We start from the raw sequence: 20,287 nt of genomic DNA, 5'->3' as shown, positions 1-20,287 counted from the left end.
ATTTTGGTGCGTTGATCTTTACGATAAAAGCACTAACAATTAATCTTATGACAATGCCTCATCTGGTATTGTCAGATATTCCATTGAGAAAGCGATTCCATCCATTCAAAACAGGCAAGCCGATATGAGTGAAAATAGCCCAGAAAGTACCGAGAACAAAGCCGCTTCCGATTTTTCCACCTGGATCACGAAATGGATAAAAGCTAACCCGCTATGGGCCGCCGCTCATGCACTTAACTTTCTCGCCGCCATTTTTCTTTACGCTTCGAAGGACAGCGACACGCATATACTCCCGGTCGTCATTTTTTTATGCATTATTTTTGTACAAATCTATACCGATCCGATTGAACCGCTACCAACCGCGGAATCGGATCGTGACGAAAGAAAAAGAATCGAAGATCAAAGATCGCGGCAGCGGAATAAATGGATGATATTCGCCTACAGTTTTATGCTGATATCGTTATTGCTGACTTTTTATCCCTTCATCAACCCGCTGTTCAGTTTTGCGGAAAAAACACCCGGCAAATCTGACGGAACCGTTCAGCAGGAATCCACCGGACAAGAACAGATAAAATCTGAGGAAGGGCGATACCTCAAAACACTGCGCGAACGGCCGATTGCTGTATTTGTAGGCTGCTCCTTGGATCCGCAAGCGAAAACCTTGCTTTGTCCGGAACCCGAGGCTAAAACCAAAGCTAAAACCGAAGCTCAAGCTGAGGATAAAGCTGAATCGGATTCCCAATCCTCGCCCAAGGCGGAAAATGCCGGTAAAGCACAAAATCCGGAAAGTGGAACCATTGGCAGCGCATGGGTCATAAACATCGGCGGGTATATAAAAACATGCAAGCTGGATACCGACAAAGACTTCGGCAAATCGGTCACCTGCCAGGTAAAAGACGGGCTGCTCATCCCCCTCTATTTCATCATTCTGGCCCTGATGGGCGGCAGTATCAGTCTCACCCGGCGGCTGCCGGAGCTGCAAAAGCAAGCGGGCTCGGAGCACATCGCCACAGAACAGCAGCCTAAATTATCGCAATACGAATTCCGCGAGCACCTGATCTTTCAAATGGTGCAGTACATTTCAGCACCGCTGTTGGCAATTCTGGCGTATTATCTGATCGAACCGGGCAATATCACCAACTCGGTGGTACTGGCTTTCACCGCCGGGTTCGCATCGGAAACGATTCTGCTGATGGTGCGTTCGATCGCCAACAAAATCACTCCGGGCAGCGGCGAAGCGCTGCAATATGGGGCGATTGCCGGTGTCATCACTATCCAGGGTACTGCCGCAAAGAAAGCGGAAGTATTTCTGACCGAATTGCCGCAAACCCATTCGATCGCCGACGAACAGGGATTTTATGTGTTGAGTAACGTCCCAGTCGGCGAGCACAGCATCAGCGTCAAATCGAGCGACAATGGAGCCATCCTGAAAAAAGACACGGTAAAAATCGAACGCGCGCAAGCCATCGTCAAAAAGAACATGGCGATCACCGCGCAGGATGGAGGACAAAAATGACGGAGCGTTGCATTGCGTCCCGTTGCTTTAACCCGGAGCAATCCGGCCCGCATAACAAAAAACAACAATAAGGCTTTATGAGAAAAGTATTCTTTGGTTTAACCTTGATGTTTGTCAGCACCAATACAATGGCGGAATGGACCCGCATCGGCGAAAGCGACCGCAAGGGCGGCTACACCCTTTACGCCGACACCGCGTCGATCCGCAAAGCCGCCGGCCGAGCCAAAATGGCAATACTGTTCGATTACCAAACGCTGCAAAAAGCCGCCGGTGCGGAATTTCTATCGGAAAAAATACGGCGCGAATACGAATGCCAGGAAAAACAAATCCGCACTCTCGCCTATTCGCTGTTCAGTTTACACAAGGAACATGGCGACCTGGTGCGCTCGTACAACCAGCCGCAGAAATGGGAAATGGTCAAGCCGGATAGCCTGGAGGAAGTCGAGTGGAAGGTGGCTTGCAGTGAAAAATGATTTCTTGCTAAACACAAATCAGGCAGTTAACCATATAACTGCCGCTTCAACCCGCAACGATCGAGGATGATCACACTGATTTCTTCAATCGATATGCGCGTGGTATCGAGGTATGGGATGTCGCAACGGCTGAACAGCGCTTCCTGCCACTGGATTTCCTGCTGGCATTGCGTCAGTGAGGCGTAGCGGCTGTCCGGGCGGCGTTCCTGGCGGATGAAGTGTAGTTGCGCCGGTGTCAGCGTCAAACCGAACAGTTTGCTCTTGACCGGTTCTAACACTGCCGGAAGCTGTTGCACGCCCATGTCGTCCGGTATCAGCGGATAGTTTGCCGCAGCGATACCGTATTGCAACCCCAAATACAGACAGGTCGGTGTTTTGCCGCAACGCGATACACCGATCAGAATGATGTCGGCATCAGAGAAATGCTTCGGATTGATCCCGTCGTCGTGCGCCAGCACGAAATTGACCGCGGCGATACGCTTGAAATACGCCGGGCTGTTCTGCAAACCGTGCGAGCGGCCGGCTTTGCGCGCGGATGGCCGGCGCAACTCGGCTTCGACCGGATGGGTAAAGGCTTCAAAAAAATCGTACACACGGCAATCGGCTTGTTTGATCACATCGAGTATTTCCGGCTGCTGCAAGGTACTGAACACCAGCGGGCGATGACCGTCCTGTTCGGCGGCTTGGTTGATCTGCGCCGCCACGACGTGAGCTTTTTCGCTGTCGTCTAGAAACGGCACGTTGACCGTTTCCCAGTTGATGCCGTCAAACTGCGTCAGTAAGCTGTGACCGAGCGTTTCCGCCGTGATGCCGGTGCGGTCGGACAAATAGAAAACGGTGCGCTTTTGCCGAGTCACGTGGAATTACGTTAGTTTGGTTTTTTCAGTTTGGACAGGCGCAGCCAGGTATCCACCACCGAGTCGGGATTGAGCGACAGACTGCTGACGCCTTGCTCATAAAGCCAAACGGCGAAATCCGGGTAATCCGACGGCCCCTGCCCGCAAATACCGATGTATTTCCCCTGCTTGCGGCAGGCGTCGATGGCCATTGCCAGCAATTTCTTGACCGCCGGATTGCGTTCGTCGAAAACGGATGCCACCAGACTGGAGTCGCGGTCGACTCCGAGCGTCAATTGCGTCATGTCGTTCGAGCCGATGGAGAAACCGTCGAAGAACTCCAGAAATTCTTCCGCCAGCAGCGCGTTGGAAGGAATTTCGCACATCATGATCAGGCGCAGGCCGTTTTGGCCGCGTGCCAATCCCTGCGATGCGAGCAATGCGGTGACTTGCCCGGCTTCTTCCAGCGTGCGGCAGAACGGAATCATGATCTCGACGTTGGTCAACCCCATGTCGTCCCGCACCTTGCGCAGCGCGCGGCATTCCAGTTCGAAACAATCGCGGAACGCAGCGGCGACATAGCGCGATGCGCCGCGAAAACCGATCATCGGGTTTTCTTCGTTCGGTTCATATCGGCTGCCACCGATCAGGTTAGCGTACTCGTTGGATTTGAAATCGGAGGTGCGCACGATCACCGGATGCGGATAAAACGCCGCGGCCAGCGTGGCGATGCCTTCGGTCAATTTTTCCACGTAAAAATCGACAGGATTCGCGTAACCCGCGAGGCGCCGGCCGATTTGGCTCTTCAGATCGCTGGGCAACGCGTTGAACTCCAACAGCGCTTTCGGGTGGATACCGATGCGATTATTGATGATGAATTCCAGCCGTGCCAGCCCGACACCCTGATTCGGCGTACGGGAAACTGCAAAGGCGCGCGACGGATCGCCGACGTTCATCATGATCTTGAGCGGCAAATCGGGCAGTTTGCCGGTGTCGGTTTTCAGGTGCTCAAATGGCAATAACCCTTCGTAAACGCGTCCGGTATCGCCTTCCGCGCAAGAAATGGTCACATCCACGCCATCGGCGATCAGCGCGGTGGCATTGCCGCAACCGACAACGGCGGGAATGCCCATTTCGCGCGCGATGATTGCGGCGTGACAGGTACGTCCGCCGCGGTTGGTGACGATCGCCGACGCACGTTTCATGATCGGCTCCCAATCCGGATCGGTCATATCGGTCACCAGCACATCGCCCGGCTGAACAACGTGCATTTGATCGATGCCTTTAATCAAGCGCGCCGTTCCCTGACCGATCTTGCTGCCGATCGCGCGCCCTTCCGCCAGCACCAAGCCCTTGCGGTTGAGCTTGAAGCGCTCTAGCACCGGTGCGGCGCGGCTTTCCACCGTTTCCGGGCGCGCCTGCACGATATATAGCTGCCCATCCTGGCCGTCCAGCGCCCATTCGATATCCATCGGGCGGCCGTAATGCTGCTCGATGATCACCGCCTGGCGCGCCAGCGCCTCAGCTTGTGCGTCCGATAGCGAAAAGCGCATGCGCCGCGCCGCTTCGACATCTCGTGTCAATGTGAATGCGCCGCTGCCGCTCTTTTGCTCGGCATACGCCATTTCGATCGCCTTAGTGCCCAACCGCCGCGACAGAACTGCCGGTTTGCCGGCGGCAAGTCCGCGTTTGTAGACATAGAACTCATCCGGATTGACGATGCCTTGCACGATGGTTTCACCCAATCCGTACGTGGCGGTGATAAAAACGGCGTCGCGAAAGCCGGACTCGGTGTCCAGCGTGAACATCACGCCGCTCGCACCCAGATCGCTGCGCACCATTTTCTGAATACCGGCGGACAAATACACCTTATCGTGCGCAAAGCCTTGATGCACGCGGTATGCGATTGCGCGGTCGTTGTACAACGATGCGAACACCACTTTGATCGCCGCAACGATCTGATCCAATCCGCGCACGTTCAGCATCGTTTCCTGCTGTCCGGCAAACGATGCATCGGCCAAATCCTCGGCGGTTGCCGATGAGCGTACGGCAAACGAAACATCGCCGCCGCTCGCTGCGGCAAGTTGCTCGTAAGCCTGCGAAACAGCCTGCACGATCGCATCCGGCAGTGCGGCATTGAGCACCCAGCCGCGTATGGTCTTGCCGGCGGCGGTCAGTGCCTGAATGTCGTCGACATCCAAACCGTTCAGCAGCTGATCGATGCGATCCGTCAGTCCGTTGGCCGCGAGAAATTCGCGGTACGCTACGGTCGTGGTGGCAAAGCCGGAAGGCACGCTAACGCCGGCTTGCGCGAGATGGCTGATCATTTCACCCAACGATGCATTCTTGCCACCAACCAGGCCGACATCGTTCATCGTCAATTGATCGAACCAAGCGATATATTGGGTCATTGCGAAACTCCTATTGAAACCAAACCGGAGAAAGCTTCCGTTTCGCTATATTAGACGTTATCTGGAATAAATAGGTAGAAAGATTGCGTTTACTGACCGGCAGCTTTTAGGGGAGTGTCGCAGGCCGTGCGCAGCAGTTTTTCAAAGATTCACTAAGGAAACGGGCGAATGAAACGAAGCGACTCACTCGTACAGTCAATCAATCAGCGGTTTCCTAAGCTTCATTGACCGATAGGCCCTCATCCCGGTCTTTGAAAACCGCATGCGTATTAAGAAAAGCAGCGGTTTCCGGCCAGCGCGCACAGCGGAATCTGTCTTTGCTTAACCACATCAAACAGACTTCGTCCGATTGATTGCCGCCTAGAATCTGGTAGGCCTCGTCATCTTCACCGGCATAGAAACCCACGTGACCTTTCCCGCTGGCTAGCAATTCGCGCCAGAACACCATAATGGCACCGAGACGGGGACCGGTAGCGGTGCCGAATTTTTCCCACTGGCGCGCACCGAGCGGATTACCCGGCAAAACTTCCTGTTGCAGGGTGGTGCCAACGCAATGCGCGACAAACAATCCGCACCACGGCACATCGTCACCGGCGTAATGAATGTCGAGGTTCTTGGCCCAATCCATGATGGCGGGATTGTTCTTATCGCCGAGCACTTCTTTCGTGCCCATCAAGTGCTTGGCCTCTTCGAACCAAGGCAGGAGCGGATCGTTCACTGCGGTAGCGGCATCCGAAAAGAGTGCCGCCGAAGTTTTGGGGCCGACGATGCCATCTACTTCAAGACCTTGTTGCTGCTGAAATCGCTGCACGGCAGCGATGGTCTTGCGCCCCCAGATGCCGTCGATTGCTCCCGGATCGAAACCTTTATTTTTGAGTGCCTGTTGAATTTGCATCACTGCATTGCTTGCCATCGTCTCTCCTGAAATTTCCATGAATTGAATACCCTCTCGAGCGATGAGATTATGCAGTAATTCTCCGCGGAACGGCTACTGCTGGTTCTTACGATTTCCTAAGGGAAGCGCTGATTAATCCGGCGAACGTGATGAAGGGCAAGACGCACGGAACGCAACAACCGGGACCTATCAATCCGATAGGCGAGAAAGTGAGTACCGCGCAACGAAGCGATTCGCTCGTGCAGTCAATTAATCAGCGCTTCCTTAGCAAATCGGACAAATGATTGAGTAGCTCTTCCTCCTGGTAAGGTTTGCCGAGAAACACGTTAACGCCCAGATCCTTGGCGATTGTGCGGTGTTTCTCCGCAGTCCGGGACGAGATGATGATGATCGGCATGTACGCCGTTGCCGGATTGGCACGTACTTTCTTGATCAATTCGAAGCCGTTCATTTTGGGCATTTCCAGATCGATCAGCATGACATCCGGCGTGGCTTCCTGCAGAATCTCGACCGCTTCCGCGCCGTTTTTTGCAATCAGTACGTCGCAACCCTCGCGTTCCAGCAAGCGGCAGGTGACTTTGCGCACCGTCAATGAGTCATCCACCACCATGACGGTTGGCGGTACCGCTGTTTTCTTCCGCCGCGCCGGAGCCGGATCGGCGGCAGGGGTATTGAGCACTGTCTGCACATCGCTGCGCTGCAATAGTTTCACCGGATTCAGGATCAGAATCACTTCGCCGTCGCCGGTGATGGTGGCGCCTTCCACACCCGGTGCTTGCGCCAGTTGCGCGCCCATATTTTTGACCACCACTTCATCGCTGCCGAGCATTTCGTCGGCATGTACCGCCAGATACTGGGTACCGCTATGCAGGAATAAAACCTGACTGTGCCGGGCAGTTTCCGGGATATGGCCGGATTCACCCAGCAAATGCGACAGATGGGAGAACGGATAGGTAATGCCATTTAGCGTGACGCGCCGATCCTGGTAGATTTTTTGCAATGTGTCCGGGTCGAATTCACGCTGATGCTCGACGATGAAAGCAGGGATTGCGTACGTTTGTTTTCCCGCGCGAACCATCAGTGTTTGCGCCACGGATAATGTCAGCGGCAGGTTGATCGCAAACGTTGTTCCTTGACCGGCAACGGATTGCACACTGATGCGCCCGCCCAGCATCGCAATTTCATTTTTGACGATATCCAGGCCGATACCGCGGCCGGCAATGCCGGTCACCGAATCGGTCGTCGACAGGCCCTGAGTGAAAATCAGCGACATGATCTTGCTGTCATCGAGCACTTCATCTTTCTGAATCAGACCCAGGCGCAGCGCTTCTTCGCGGATGCGCGGCAAATTCAAACCGCAGCCGTCGTCGCTGAGCATGATGCTGACTTCGTTGCCTGCCTGGCGCAATTGGATAACAACTTGCCCGTGCTCAGGTTTGCCCGCCTGACGTCTTTGCGCCGGTTCTTCAATGCCGTGCGCAATGGCGTTGCGCAGCAGATGTTCCAGCGGCGGATTGATTTTCTCCAGCACGCTGCGATCGATATCGACCTCGGCGCCGTGAATCTCGAAATTCACTTTCTTGCCCAAATCCTCCGTCACTTGCCGGGCGATGCGGTAATACCGTTCGGCGTAATTGCTGAACGGGATCGTGCGGATTTGCAGCAACGATTGCTGCAACTGACGGTTGATCACCGCCTGCTGTGCAACCGCTTCTTCCGCGGCAGTCTGTGTAGAGCGCAGGTTCTTTTGCACAGTCACGATGTCGTCCACACTCTCCGCCATCAACCGCGTCAGTTCCTGGAAGCGGGTAAAGCGGTCGAATTCGAGCGGATCAAACGTGTGTTCGCTGTCATGTTGCTGCGCAAGATGCGTTTGCATCTGCGTTTCCGCCTGAATTTCCACTTCGCGCAATTGATCGTGCAGACGATGCGTACTTTCCGTCAAATCCTGCAACGATTGCTTGAAGCTGCTCAGTTGCGCTTCAATTTTTGCGCGCAGAATGCTCGCCTCACCGGCATCGTTGACCAAGCGGTCGATCAGCTCGGAGTTGATGCGCAGCAGCGTTTTGGATTGCAGCAACCCGGTTGTCTCGGCAGGTGGCTGCGCCGGTTCGGAGATGGTCACAGCGGCCGTGCGGTTTTCTTCAACCGCGCCATGTACGCTACCCTGCAATGCTTCGATCTTACCGCTGATTACGTCGAATTCGCTTTCCAGTTGATCCAGCGCGGCGGCGTTGATCAAACGATCACGAAAAGCCGATTCCACATGACTTTCCATCGCATGAATCAGTTCACCCAGCGGCAAAGCGCCTGCCATGCGCGCGCTGCCTTTCAGCGTATGCAGCAAGCGCAGGAGTGCGTGGTGAATGTCCTCGTCTTGCGGCAACATGCGCCAGCCGCGCAATTTTCCGCCGATTTGCGGGATGATGCTGTCCGCTTCTTCCACAAACGCCTGCAACAATTCCGGATTGATGCGATCGGACGGTTCCGCCGCTGCCGGCAAAGTTTGCGGCGGTTGAGGCGCCTGCACGGCTCCGGCTGGTGCTAATGCTGTTACCGGTAGCGGCGGCTCTATGGCTGAAGCAACCTGAACTTCCCCAGTTGCTGGGATAATCGCCTCGGTTTGCAGTTTTGCGGCTGTTTTTTTGCCGGTTTTCTTGCGGATTAACAATTCCTTCGCCGCCAGCAGCAATGCTTCCGCATCGACATCGGTGCTGCCTTGTTCGCGCAGATTTTTGCACCACTTGCCATACGCCTGGTGAGCGCTGCCGATCAACGCCAGCAACGGATCGGAAGCCGGTTTTCTTTCACTCAGCCAAAGATTCAGCACTTGTTCCACGCTCCAGGCCACTTCACTCATGTCATCGAGTCCGACCATGCGGCCGCTGCCTTTCAAGGTGTGAAATCCGCGCCGCAAGCTGGCAAGCGGCTCGCGATCGGCGTCATCAATACGGCATTTGTGTAAATCATCAGCGATGCTGGCGAGCACGATGTCCGCTTCTTCCAGGAAAATCTCCAACAGTTCCGGATCGACGCCGGTAGCGGCGGTTTCGAAAGTTGCCGGTTCTTTCTCCACAACGGCGGTGGAACTGGGAACAACCGTTTCCGGCGCCGCTAAAGGCGCGCTTGGCGCAACCGCTGCGCTCCGGAACCGCTTGATGGCTTCTTCGGCAATCTGCTCACTATCGGGTTGACCACTGCGCAGCGCTTCAATATAGAAACCCAGACTGCTCAATCCATCGACGAGCAGAATCTGCTCCGCTTCGGTAATGTCATGATCCGGCTGCGACAGCTTGCCGATCAAGTCTTGGCAAAGGTGCAGCAAGGTGTGCGCGCGTTCCAGATCGAGCATGACCAATGTGCCGGAAATCTGTTTGAACAAGTCCGGTAGCAGCGATAATTCCGCACGTTGTGCAGGCTCAAAGAAAAATTTGTCGAGGATGCTTTCAACTTGCGCCAGGTTGGTCAGAATCTCCTGCGCCACGTGCGCCTGCAATTCTTTTTCCCGTGTTTCGCTTTCCAGCGTTTTGAAGGTCGGCGCCGGCGGCAGATCGCTAATGTTGCCTTGCGTGATGCCGTGCAAGCGGGAAACAATCACGTCGATTTGCTGCGGCAGATCGGCAGGCAGCTTGTGAAAGTCGTCGATGATGCTTTCCACCAGCAATAGTGCCGTGGCCATTTCCATCGCCAGTTCTTCGCTCGCATCCTGGGGATGATCGTGCAAATAGCTGACCGTATCACCGATGGCGCCGGTCAGCTTTTCCAATGGCGCATAGCCGGTTTGCCGCGCCTGGTGGCTGAGCCAGTCCACGTATTCCAGCAAGGAAGCCAAACTTTCCTGATGCCCGGCGCAGAATTCCCGCCAGATGTCGTTCGCCTGCATCAGCGTGTCGCGCAATCTGTCCAAGATCGGACGCAACGCTTCCGATTGTTCAAACGTCGGTTTATCCTGATCCTGCGCCTGTCCCGGCCAGACATAACTGTTCTTGATGGCGTTGATACGCAGGCTATCCGCCTCGCTGTGCGCAATGTGATACAGCAATTCCCGCATCAATACGGATGGGTTGCCGGGCGTTCCTGCCGCCAGATGGCGGATCGCTTGCTCGATCTTACCGCACAGGCGGCGCACCGGCAGGTCGATCCGGCTGCCTTCCAGTTGCAGCAAATCTTCCAGAAAACCGGCTATCACCCACCAGAAAGCGCGCGCCTCGATGGTTCCGGGAAATTCTTCGATCCTGTCCGCGACCGCGGCCATTTGCCGCAAACCGTCTTGATTCGACGGGTCGCGCAGCCACTTCAGCAAACCGGACTGATACTCGGCGCCCAGCTGCTTTGCCAGTATTTTGGCGGCAGCGTCATCGATAGACGCAGCTTCGGCCTTTAATGCCGGTGTGGCCGCCAAGCGGGGAAAGAACAAGTCGCTTTCCGGCGCATTCTCAAAACCGTACACCTGCATCAAACTGCGATACGCCGGGAACAAACGCAGCGGATTTTCCTCAGCGCCATCGATCAATTCGTTGAGATAGTACAGCAACGCTTTGGTGGACTGCTTCAGCGCGTCGAAAACCGCTGGATTGGGTTTAATTTTCTTACTGAGCAGCGCGTCAACCAGTTGCTCCATTTTCCCGGTCACGATGGTAATGCTGGTCAATCCCAGCATCTCGAGCAAACCGTCCAGTTGATGAATATAACTGCGGCAATCGCTGAGCAGATTGATCTTGCCGGGATGCTGGCCGTACACCTCGAGGGTCTGATCGATCAATGCAAAGACTTGGTAAATGCCGTCCTTAATCCCGATGATCGAAGCAATATTAAGTTTGGGTTGCGCGTTCATGTGTTAGTACCATCCAGCGATATTGAAACCGGCCATGCCGTCACACCTTGAAATTGGATACCGATGCCTTCAGCTCGAACGCAAAACCCGCGATCTGTTTGATCGATCCCGCGGTTTTCAGCGTTCCTTGCGTCGTTTGCCGGGTAATATGAAGAATTTCTTCCATGTTGGCAACCACCTTATGCGCCGCCCGTGTCTGCGTATTGGTGACTTCAAAAATATGCGTCACCAATTGCGCCAGTTGCTTCGATACTTGCTCGATTTCTTCCAGCGCCCGGCCGGCTGCATCGGAACGTTTCGTCCCTTTGGCCACACCGAGCGTGCTGCGTTCCATCGCGGCAATGGCATCCCGGGTATCGCCCTGAATGGTAACGATCAACTCACTGATCTGTTTACTGGCTTCCGCCGAGCGCTCCGCCAGGCGCTGCACTTCTTGCGCGATCACGGTAAACCCGTGCCCCGCTTCACCGGCAGCGGTCGCTTGCAGCGCCGCGTTCAGCGCCAGCACGTTGGTTTGTTCGGTAATACCGGTGATCAACGCGACGATCTCGCCGATTTCCTGCGAACTCTCGCCGAGACGTTTGATGCGCTTGGAAGTATCCTGGATATAGGTGCGGATCTCGTTCATCCCGGCGATCGATTCACGCACCGCCAGCGCCCCCTTTTCCGCAGCCGCGAGCGATTGCTTGGCGACCTTGGCCGATTCCGTTGCCCGGTCCGAAATGTCGCCGATCGATTCCGTCATGCCGACCACGGCGAGTGTGGTCTGTTCGATTTTGGCTGTTTGTTGCTCAGCCGCGTGCAGCAATCCGGACGACACTTGCTGCGCCTGCTGCGACGATCTCACCACCAATGCGCCAGCTTGATTGACTTGCTCCACCAGAGTATGCAACTCCTCGATAGTACTGTTGATGGCATCGGCAATTGCGCTGGTCATGTGATTGGTAATATCCGTGCGCACTGTCAAATCACCGTCGGCAATTTTTTTCATGTCGTCCAACAAGGTTACGATGGCTTTTTGCGCTTTCTCGACCTCGTTGCGGCTGGCCAGATCCTGATAATATGCATTGCGGCGCACAGCCCGCACCAGGAAAATCAATGCCAGCAATGCGCATGCGCCAAATGCGATCATCATCGCATTGAGTTGCGCTGCGCTATTACCGCGTTGCTGCTGAATCTCGTCGTCCAGCGCCCGGGCCGTAGCCAGCATGACGGAGCTGCCGTTCATGATGTCAGCGGCGGCTGATTCGACCGCCGCTGCCGTAGGCATTTCTTTCCGGATAATCTGCAAATGATCGTCGAATTTTCTCAGTTGCGCATACACATGCGACAGCAAATCCTGAATCGCTTCGTTCTTGCTGGAAACCGCGCCAAGACCATGATGACCTTGCCCTAAGGTCTGAATCATCGCTGCAATCTGCACCTGATCCTGGGAAAGTTGCGCGGTAATCTCCGCCATCGGCAATTCGATCGGCAGCAGCGTTTTGACATTCTTGGCAATGCTGCGCGCATGCAATTTGATCGCTTCCACGGTACGTACTTCTTGCGGCAGATTGCCCGCTTCCGCCAGGTGGCTAGCAAGTTCCTCGATACGCCGCACCAATTGGCTATATGCGATATGGATTGCCCGGATGCTGCTGTTGAGCCGCGTTAGGGATTCCTGCTGATTTAAAATCAGACTGATCGTGTTGTCCTCTAGCTGCCAGTGCTTGGCATACGCGTGCACACTGGGCAACGATCCTTCATCCGTTGCCGCTACCGGCATATCACGATACGAGCCGCCTTGCAATAACAACGTCATGACATGATGGAACTGATTGCGGCTATCCTGTAATTGCGCAAATGCCGCTGCATCGCCCAGCAGCGCCGGTTGCGCCGCATTTACGATGCGTTCATGGTGAATTTGCAATTGCGCGGCGAGTTCCGGATAAATTGCGCCGCGCCTGGCCTGCTGCGCACCGGTCACCGCCGTCAGCAGCGCCAGCGCGGAAAAAAACATCACAAGACCGCCCAGCACCCAGCTATGGCTGAGCAGCGGAATGCCTTTAGGGGTATTTTTCCGCGCCGGTGCGGCGATCACCGGTAATTTTTTACCCAACGCAACCAAACCGCCCGTCAATTCAAATTTAGAAAAATTGCCTGCCATCGTGTTCTCCAGCTTTCAATCAAATGCTCTGAATGTCTTCTCTTTTCAAAGACAAGCGGCATCCGGTCAATCGAATGTTGAGCGATAGCTTAACCGCCAACGGCCGTGACCAAAGACAGAATAAGACCTGGAAAACAATCCCTTTTAACAATCGAGCAGGTTTATGCGAACGAATTTAACAACCAATCACGATATTGCTATTTCTCTTCGTAACTCTTTGTTGAATTATGAAATGTACTGGCCGTGCAGTCTGACCAGCCAGCAACATGGCATAAGACTCCGGTTCCGGAACCGCCGAAACTACCGAAAGGGTGCCGCTGATGCCCAGACTCTTAGGCGCAACAAATTGGCTGGCGTAATCACTTCCACCGACGAATACCGTGTAATCACCCGCCACCAGATAAAAGCTTTGTATAACCTTATGATCGAGCAAATTCAAGGTAGTCCGCAGTTATTGTTTGATGAGGTTGAATGAAATTCACTGGCCGCTGATATCGCATCAGGATTACCGCTATAGAGGGGCGAGAATTTCAACCGGATATGATGATTATTCACACATTCGCTCCCCTGCATTGTTATGCGGGCGTGCCAACGGCGTCAATGCGGCATATTGTCACAGAATTCCGTATGAATAACGGATACTGTCCACGTGGCAGCGGCCCATTTACAATCGGGTTATGCAGTTTCGTAGGATGAAATGAGGTTTATTTTTCCGTGCATGGAAAACGAGCGAACCTGTGACTTTACAGGCATACCGGATAGCCGGACTTATAATCTACAAAGCCGCATTTGAAACAGATTTTTAGATTATTTGGAATCACCCAAGAAACAATTTATACGCCGGATTCTTGGTTTCGTCCCAATAGCGATAACCCAGTTGGTCGAGAAAAGCGCGGAAAGCGGATTTGTCCTCCGGCGGCACCTGGATGCCGATCAGTACACGGCCGTAGTCGGCGCCGTGGTTGCGGTAGTGAAACAGGCTGATGTTCCAGTTGTGGCTCATGTTGTTGAGGAAGTTCATCAACGCGCCGGGACGGTCGGGAAACTCAAAGCGGTACACGATTTCGTTCTTGACCGCGTGTGCATGGCCGCCGACCAAGTGGCGCACATGCAGCTTGGCCATTTCGTTGTTGCTCATATCCTCGGTAGCGAGGCCACTTTGTTTCAATTCCTTAATCAGTTGCTGCGTTTCCGCCTGGTTGCGCACCGACACACCGACGAACACATGCGCGACTTTCGAATCGGAGTAACGGTAATTGAATTCGGTAATGCTTTTGGCGCCGAGCAAGTTGCAGAATTTCTTGAAACTGCCGGGCTGTTCCGGGATCGTCACCGACATCACTGCCTCGCGTTGTTCGCCGATTTCTGCGCGCTCGGAAATGTGGCGCAACCGGTCGAAATTCATATTGGCGCCGGATGCGATCGCGATCAGCGTTTTATGCTGGATCTTTTCGCGCGCGACGTAAGCTTTGATACCAGCAATCGACAACGCACCGGACGGTTCCATAATCGTGCGCGTGTCCTCGAACACATCCTTGATCGCAGCGCAAATGGCGTCGGTATCGACCAGCATCACCTCGTCGACCAGCTCGCGGCATAAGCGGAACGTTTCCTTGCCGACATGCCGCACCGCCACGCCGTCGGCAAACAAACCGACTTGCGCCAGCTTGACGCGGCGGCCGCTTTGCAGCGAGCGGTACATGGCATCGGCATCGACCGGCTCGACGCCGATGATTTTGATTTTCGGGTACAGCCGCTTCACATACGCCGCAATCCCGGCGATCAACCCGCCGCCACCGATCGGCACAAAAATGGCGTGAATCGGCCCGGTATGCTGGCGCAGGATTTCCATGCCGACCGTTCCTTGCCCGGCGATCACGTCCGGGTCGTCGTACGGGTGCACGAATGTGGCTTGTTCTTCTTTCGCCAGTTGCATGGCGTGCTCATAGGCATCGTTATACGAATCGCCATGCAACGCGACCGTGGCGCCATGCCCCATCACCGCATTCACCTTGATTTGCGGCGTGGTCACCGGCATCACGATAGTGGCGGAGCAGTTGAGCTTCTTCGCCGCCAGTGCGACGCCTTGCGCATGATTCCCTGCCGAAGCCGCGATCACGCCACGGTTACGCACCGCGGGCGGCAATTTGATCATCTTGTTATACGCGCCGCGCAGCTTGAACGAAAAAACCTGCTGCAAGTCCTCCCGTTTCAACAACACCTGGTTATGAATACGCTCCGACAAATTGGCGACAAGATCCAGCGGACTCTCGATCGCGACATCGTAAACTTGCGCGGTCAGTATTCTTTCAAGGTAATTGTTTTTCATGGCGGGAAGTAATTAAATCCAGGCGAATTTTAAATCAAGAAACGCGACGGGATTTTAGCATGATCAGAGGCCCCATAAACTTTCTTACAGTTTTGCAATGAACCCTACACACTTGAGGTAAGGCTCAAATTAATAAAGATTGTTTGACTCCGGGTATTTTGTTCGTGTAATTTGAGAAACAGCATCTGCTTTTTCTACCTTTATCCGCAATCATCCGGAAATCAAGAAATAATGAATCGGCAACGCGCGTTGACACTGCTGGCACAAAGCAAACCAGAACTGCAAAACCGTTTCGGCGTCACCCGTCTCGCTTTATTCGGCTCGACAGCGCGCGATACCGCAAACGCAAACAGTGATGTGGATATCCTGGTTGCCTTTGATGGTCCCGCGACTTCACAGCGTTACTTTGGCGTGCAATTCTATTTGGAAGATTTACTGGGTTGTCCGGTCGACCTGGTTACCGAGAAAGCATTGCGACCGGAGTTGCGTCCTTTTATTGAAAAAGAACGTGTCTATGTCTGATGTAGCGATGCGGGAATGGCGTTTCTATCTTGACGACATGATCGATTTCGCCCACAAAGTGCTCGCTTATAGCAATGGTTTGGATCAGGCTGCTTTCGTGGCGAGCGGGCTCAACTACGATGCGACTCTGCGCAACTTGGAGCTTATCGGCGAAGCAGCCACACACATCCCAGAAGAAGTACGGATAGTTCATCCGGAAATCCCCTGGCGTATGATCATTGCGACACGTAACCGGCTGATTCACGGTTACCTCGGTATCGACAACGATACCCTATGGAGCATTATTCAAGATGACATTCCTGCTTTGCAGCCGCTACTGGAATCGCTAAGAAAGGACTATCAATGATGAAAAAAGATTATCCCGGCAATCCCATGCCCCATGCTTCCAGTGCATCCAATATCTTCCGGGCATTCTCATCGGTTTTGTATGTTTCTCGCAGTAATGTAATTTTTGCTGTCAATTCATTCAGCGTCATACTTCCACCGCCATTACCTTGCATCAGGCGCTGCAAACGCATCTGCTCCCATCGCTCCCTTTCTACCGGTGTCAGAGTTTCCGGCCAGTTACGGGCGCGGTAGCGGAACAGCAGTTCAGGTAATCGCCGGTCATGAAAATCGAAATGCCCATTTGCCAGTTGCTGCGGTGTGGCGCGGCGTATTTGCGCTAGCGCTGTGGAATCGGCGTTATCAAAAAAACCGTCGTATAACGCCACGTCGACATCGCCAGACGGTTCGAAAGATTGGTTGGTATAGGCTGCAGCAACACGCTGAAAAAAATCGGGGTGATCGCACAATGTTTGCCAGTGCCGGTGGCACCGCTCCTTATCCAAGGCGATGCGTTCGGCGGCCTCATCATCGAGCGTATTGCGCGGCGCCAGCGCCGGGCATTTGTTGATCTTCACCGACTTGACCGGCAGCCGTTGCATGCCTTCCGGCAATTGATCGCTACGGGTAAACAATAGTTGACTCAGTTCGTTTGCATCAAGCGATAAAAACATTTCTGGATCGTGGCGCAAGTCGTAGACCAATACGCTGTTGTTGTTGCCCGGTTCCGTGATCAGCGGCATGACCAGCGACGTGCAGCCAACTTTGGCCGGATACATGCGCGTGGTGTGCACGACCGGTTGCCGATTGACGAGATCGAGCTGTGCAGCGGCTTTGCGCTTATCGCGCAACTGCAAGAGCCAATCGTACAAACGCGGTTGTTGCGTGCGCAGCAGGCGTGCCAAAGCGATGGTGGCGCGCACGTCGGACAGAGCGTCGTGTGCGGATTCGTGCAGAATACCGTTGGCGGCGACCAAATCTTCCAGCCTGAAACTCGGTTGCCCATCCTCATGCTGCGGCCAGGTGATTCCATCCGGACGCAGCGCGTACGTCATGCGCACCAGATCGATGATGTCCCAGCGCGAATTGCCTTGTTGCCATTCGCGCGCGTACGGATCGTAGAAATTACGGTAGAGCGTGAAACGGGTGACTTCATCGTCGAAACGCAGCGAATTGTAACCGGTGCCGCACGTGCCCGGCTGTGCAAGCTCGGCATGGATGCGCGCGATAAATTCCGGTTCGGGTAAGCCCCGTGCATCCGCCAGTTGCGGCGTGATACCGGTGAGCAGGCACGCTTCCGGATGCGGCAGATAATCGCGCGCCGGTTTGCAGTAGATCACCAGCGGTTCGCCGATTTCATTGAGCGCTTCATCAGTGCGCACGCCAGCAAACTGGGCCGGACGGTCGCGCCTGGGATCGGCGCCGAAGGTTTCGTAATCGTGCCAGTAAAACGTAAAGGACATGTTGTTCAGGGATTGGAATTAAGCGTAACGCAAAACTCGCTTTGCATCTGGCTCATTGCGTCATTATAGTGGTATCGTACGCGAAAATTTTTAAACCAGCATAAGGACACAGCATCGTATGGCACGCAAACTGATCAGTTCAGGTTCGACCTTTGAAAAAGAAATCGGCTACTCGCGCGCAGTGGTCGCGGATAACTGGGTATTGGTATCCGGCACGACCGGCTTCGATTACAGCACAATGACCATTTCCGATGATTTACTGGAGCAGGCGGAGCAATGTTTCAGAAACATCGAGGCGGCGCTACAGCAGGCAGGTTCAAGCATGCAAGACGTGGTGCGGGTTACTTACGTGTTTCCCGAAACCGGGGATTTTGAAAAATGCTGGCCGGTGATGCGCAAATATCTGGGCGATGTCAGACCGTCGGCGATGATGCTGACGGCGGGACTATCCGATCCGAGGATGAAGATTGAAATTCAGGTGACGGCTTATCGCAGCACAGAAGCCAAATGAAACCCGCATTTCCAGCTTGAGCTTGAGAAAATAAAAAGGAGCGCGCGAATAAACGAGCACTCCTTTGTTACAGCCTATTTCAGATTAAGCGTTTTGCTGTCTGCGGCGAACGGAAAAACCCACCAATCCTAAACCAGCCAGCAACATGGCATAGGTTTCAGGTTCCGGAACGGCATTGATCACGAGATCCTGATTACCAGTCCAATCTTGTTGCACCAAACTTGTCGTGCCAAAAGAGCCATCGCTGAAGTAAACGCTCACACTTGCATTAGCAAGGCTAGGACCACCAGGTGAAGGTATTATGCTGCTGGACACATCCGGCGGTGCTACGGTCACGATTAAGTCAATATCCAAACCGCCGAAATTAAAAGTTCCGCCGCTACCGACACTCAAACCGCCCCATGTTTCGGTTGAGTACCAGTTACCGGTCAGGAAATTGGAATGGGTGCCTGTACTGCTGTTGATCTCCCAAATCGCAATGCCATCGGCCTGCGTGCCCAAATCGTAAACGACTTGAACAATGTCAATGCCTACGGCTGACGTATTGGTCACCGTTCCGGATTGAATAAAATTCCCGCCATCCAGATGAACCGTAGCAGTACCTAACGACATTGCATTATTTGAAAATAATGCCGCTGTAGCGACAAAAGCTAAGTGATGTAATTTCATTTTAATAATCTCCATTTTATTATCAGTATGTAAATATAGACCTCGACTAAAACACGAGGGCTTTATTAAATACAGCAGCTTGTATTTTGGTTTTTATGACGTGCAGTAAAACCCGGAAATCCCAAACCAGCACTCATTGTTGCAGGGGTTTCAGATTCCGGAATGGGCAAAATGGTCAATGTGGATGTTTGTGAAAATTTTGTTTTCATTATTCACTCACTTTCTCAATATTGATTCCATAAAAATAAATAATAAAACCATTAATTTTTATGACATTACAAACCATTTTTTCTCTCATGTATATTTAGATTCAAAAATCCATATACACCAGCAGGTTAACTCTATACCCCTTTTATGAAAATGGGAAGTCATAACTTTTTTCCTGGTGCATCTATACTATATTTTGTCTCTAAAATTTAGTATAGATGCACTAAATAGCTATCAATCTGCCGGAAATCCGGATGAAGGCGTTGGGGAATTGGTTGTTGAAGAAGATTGCGGTGCAAACGGTGAGGTACCACCTATTGACGAAGGTCGCGAAGAAAAAGGCGATGCGTTTGTTCCCGAGGAAGATTGTGGAGCAAAAGGGGAATTGCCCGGTGAAGTTCCCGGTGCGGTGCTCGGTTTGGTTTGGTTTGCGGCCGGTTTTTGCGAGTCACCCCCATCGCCCGGTTTATAGACAAACTTCCAATCGCGGTAGGTCACTGCTTCCGAAAATTTCGCATACCGTTCGGGAAATTTGTCTTTTTTGATCGGTTTTCTCTCGGAGAGACTGTATACCCCGACAATTCGCTTATCGATATTGGAGCTTAACGGACTGCTATTTGGCATTGCGCCGCTGGGCGCGGGACTATTACCGGTTGTCGGATTACTGCCGGGCACCGCGCCACTACCCGGTGTTGATTGCGCATTGAGTACCGGATTATTACCAGCCGCCGGATTTGCATTAGGTGTTGGATTATTGCCGGATGCCGGGTTCGGATTCGATGCCGCGTCATTGCCCGGTGAAGATTCTTCAATCAGGCCCCATTCGGCCGTATTGGTTACCGGATCCTGATAGATTTTTCGCAAATGGCGTTTGATGTTCGGTAAACGTTTATCTTGCAGCAGCTCTTCCAATGTTTCGGGAAATTGTTTAGTGCCTGTATTGTAATAAGACATGATCGCTTTGCGAAATTCCTCGCCCACATATAGTAATTGGGCTTCTTTTTCGCGCTGCGCTTTCACTTGCCATACTTGACCGACGCCGGCCATGACAATGCCCGCCAATGCTACGGCAAACAAGGCCCAAAGATAGACAAAGCCGTTTTCCGCGCGTGCCATGTTACTCGTGCGTTAGCAATGCGAAAACGCCTAAA

General features: G+C 53.5%; 14 protein-coding genes and 1 pseudogene. 5 read left to right on the top strand and 10 right to left on the bottom strand.

What is annotated here, in order from left to right; all coding sequences use genetic code 11:
* The first annotated feature begins 124 nt into the window (after nucleotides 1-124).
* Together HRU77_10170 and HRU77_10165 are read left to right on the top strand one after the other, a co-directional pair.
* Nucleotides 125-1,516, top strand: a complete 1,392-nt coding sequence (locus HRU77_10170; GenBank protein ID QOJ21026.1) for a hypothetical protein — start codon at nucleotides 125-127, stop codon at nucleotides 1,514-1,516.
* A gap of 77 nt (nucleotides 1,517-1,593) precedes the next feature.
* On the top strand, nucleotides 1,594-1,989 hold the full coding sequence (locus HRU77_10165; GenBank protein QOJ21025.1) for a hypothetical protein: 396 nt from the start codon (nucleotides 1,594-1,596) through the stop codon (nucleotides 1,987-1,989).
* A gap of 26 nt (nucleotides 1,990-2,015) precedes the next feature.
* Here the strand turns inward: HRU77_10165 and HRU77_10160 are convergent, their stop codons facing one another.
* From HRU77_10160 to ilvA, 7 genes are all read right to left on the bottom strand, one after another.
* A complete protein-coding gene (locus HRU77_10160) occupies nucleotides 2,016-2,846 on the bottom strand; it encodes a kinase/pyrophosphorylase (GenBank protein ID QOJ21024.1) in 831 nt (276 codons plus the stop codon).
* Nucleotides 2,847-2,857: 11 nt separating this feature from the next.
* Nucleotides 2,858-5,236, bottom strand: coding sequence for a phosphoenolpyruvate synthase (gene ppsA / locus HRU77_10155; GenBank protein ID QOJ21023.1), 2,379 nt, complete (start codon nucleotides 5,234-5,236; stop codon nucleotides 2,858-2,860).
* Between the two features lie 214 nt (nucleotides 5,237-5,450).
* Nucleotides 5,451-6,149: a TIGR02594 family protein gene (locus tag HRU77_10150; GenBank protein ID QOJ21022.1), complete on the bottom strand. Its 699-nt coding sequence runs from the start codon at nucleotides 6,147-6,149 to the stop codon at nucleotides 5,451-5,453.
* Nucleotides 6,150-6,384: 235 nt separating this feature from the next.
* Nucleotides 6,385-10,965 (bottom strand): Hpt domain-containing protein, encoded by a 4,581-nt coding sequence (locus HRU77_10145; protein QOJ21021.1) that lies wholly within the window; start codon nucleotides 10,963-10,965, stop codon nucleotides 6,385-6,387.
* A 40-nt stretch (nucleotides 10,966-11,005) separates the two neighbouring features.
* The gene (locus HRU77_10140) at nucleotides 11,006-13,111 is read right to left on the bottom strand and encodes a methyl-accepting chemotaxis protein (protein QOJ21020.1); all 2,106 of its coding nucleotides are present in this window, start codon (nucleotides 13,109-13,111) and stop codon (nucleotides 11,006-11,008) included.
* 175 nt (nucleotides 13,112-13,286) lie between these two features.
* Nucleotides 13,287-13,544 carry a hypothetical protein gene (locus tag HRU77_10135; protein ID QOJ21019.1) on the bottom strand — a complete coding sequence of 86 codons (258 nt, stop codon included), beginning with the start codon at nucleotides 13,542-13,544 and terminating at the stop codon, nucleotides 13,287-13,289.
* A gap of 384 nt (nucleotides 13,545-13,928) precedes the next feature.
* Nucleotides 13,929-15,440, bottom strand: a complete 1,512-nt coding sequence (ilvA, locus tag HRU77_10130; GenBank protein ID QOJ21018.1) for a threonine ammonia-lyase, biosynthetic — start codon at nucleotides 15,438-15,440, stop codon at nucleotides 13,929-13,931.
* 231 nt (nucleotides 15,441-15,671) lie between these two features.
* On the opposite strand from ilvA, the gene HRU77_10125 reads away from it, so the two are divergent.
* Nucleotides 15,672-15,962 carry a nucleotidyltransferase family protein gene (locus tag HRU77_10125; GenBank protein QOJ21017.1) on the top strand — a complete coding sequence of 97 codons (291 nt, stop codon included), beginning with the start codon at nucleotides 15,672-15,674 and terminating at the stop codon, nucleotides 15,960-15,962.
* Nucleotides 15,955-16,308 carry a DUF86 domain-containing protein gene (locus HRU77_10120; protein QOJ22131.1) on the top strand — a complete coding sequence of 118 codons (354 nt, stop codon included), beginning with the start codon at nucleotides 15,955-15,957 and terminating at the stop codon, nucleotides 16,306-16,308. The genes HRU77_10125 and HRU77_10120 overlap by 8 nt, the downstream gene beginning before the upstream one ends.
* A 10-nt stretch (nucleotides 16,309-16,318) precedes the next feature.
* Here the strand turns inward: HRU77_10120 and sbcB are convergent, their stop codons facing one another.
* The gene (gene sbcB / locus HRU77_10115) at nucleotides 16,319-17,749 is read right to left on the bottom strand and encodes an exodeoxyribonuclease I (protein QOJ21016.1); all 1,431 of its coding nucleotides are present in this window, start codon (nucleotides 17,747-17,749) and stop codon (nucleotides 16,319-16,321) included.
* A 118-nt stretch (nucleotides 17,750-17,867) separates the two neighbouring features.
* Between sbcB and HRU77_10110 the strand changes: the two genes are divergently transcribed.
* Nucleotides 17,868-18,260: a RidA family protein gene (locus HRU77_10110; GenBank protein ID QOJ21015.1), complete on the top strand. Its 393-nt coding sequence runs from the start codon at nucleotides 17,868-17,870 to the stop codon at nucleotides 18,258-18,260.
* An 84-nt stretch (nucleotides 18,261-18,344) separates the two neighbouring features.
* Here the strand turns inward: HRU77_10110 and HRU77_10105 are convergent.
* A pseudogene (locus HRU77_10105) lies at nucleotides 18,345-18,434 on the bottom strand (PEP-CTERM sorting domain-containing protein).
* A 936-nt stretch (nucleotides 18,435-19,370) separates the two neighbouring features.
* Nucleotides 19,371-20,252 (bottom strand): hypothetical protein, encoded by an 882-nt coding sequence (locus HRU77_10100; protein QOJ21014.1) that lies wholly within the window; start codon nucleotides 20,250-20,252, stop codon nucleotides 19,371-19,373.
* Nucleotides 20,253-20,287: the final 35 nt, after the last annotated feature.

Source organism: Gammaproteobacteria bacterium, from assembly GCA_015709615.1.
Taxonomy (GTDB): Bacteria; Pseudomonadota; Gammaproteobacteria; order Burkholderiales; family Nitrosomonadaceae; genus Nitrosomonas.
Note: the sequence above shows the minus strand (reverse complement) of the source record. Positions and strands in the feature narration are given on the sequence as shown.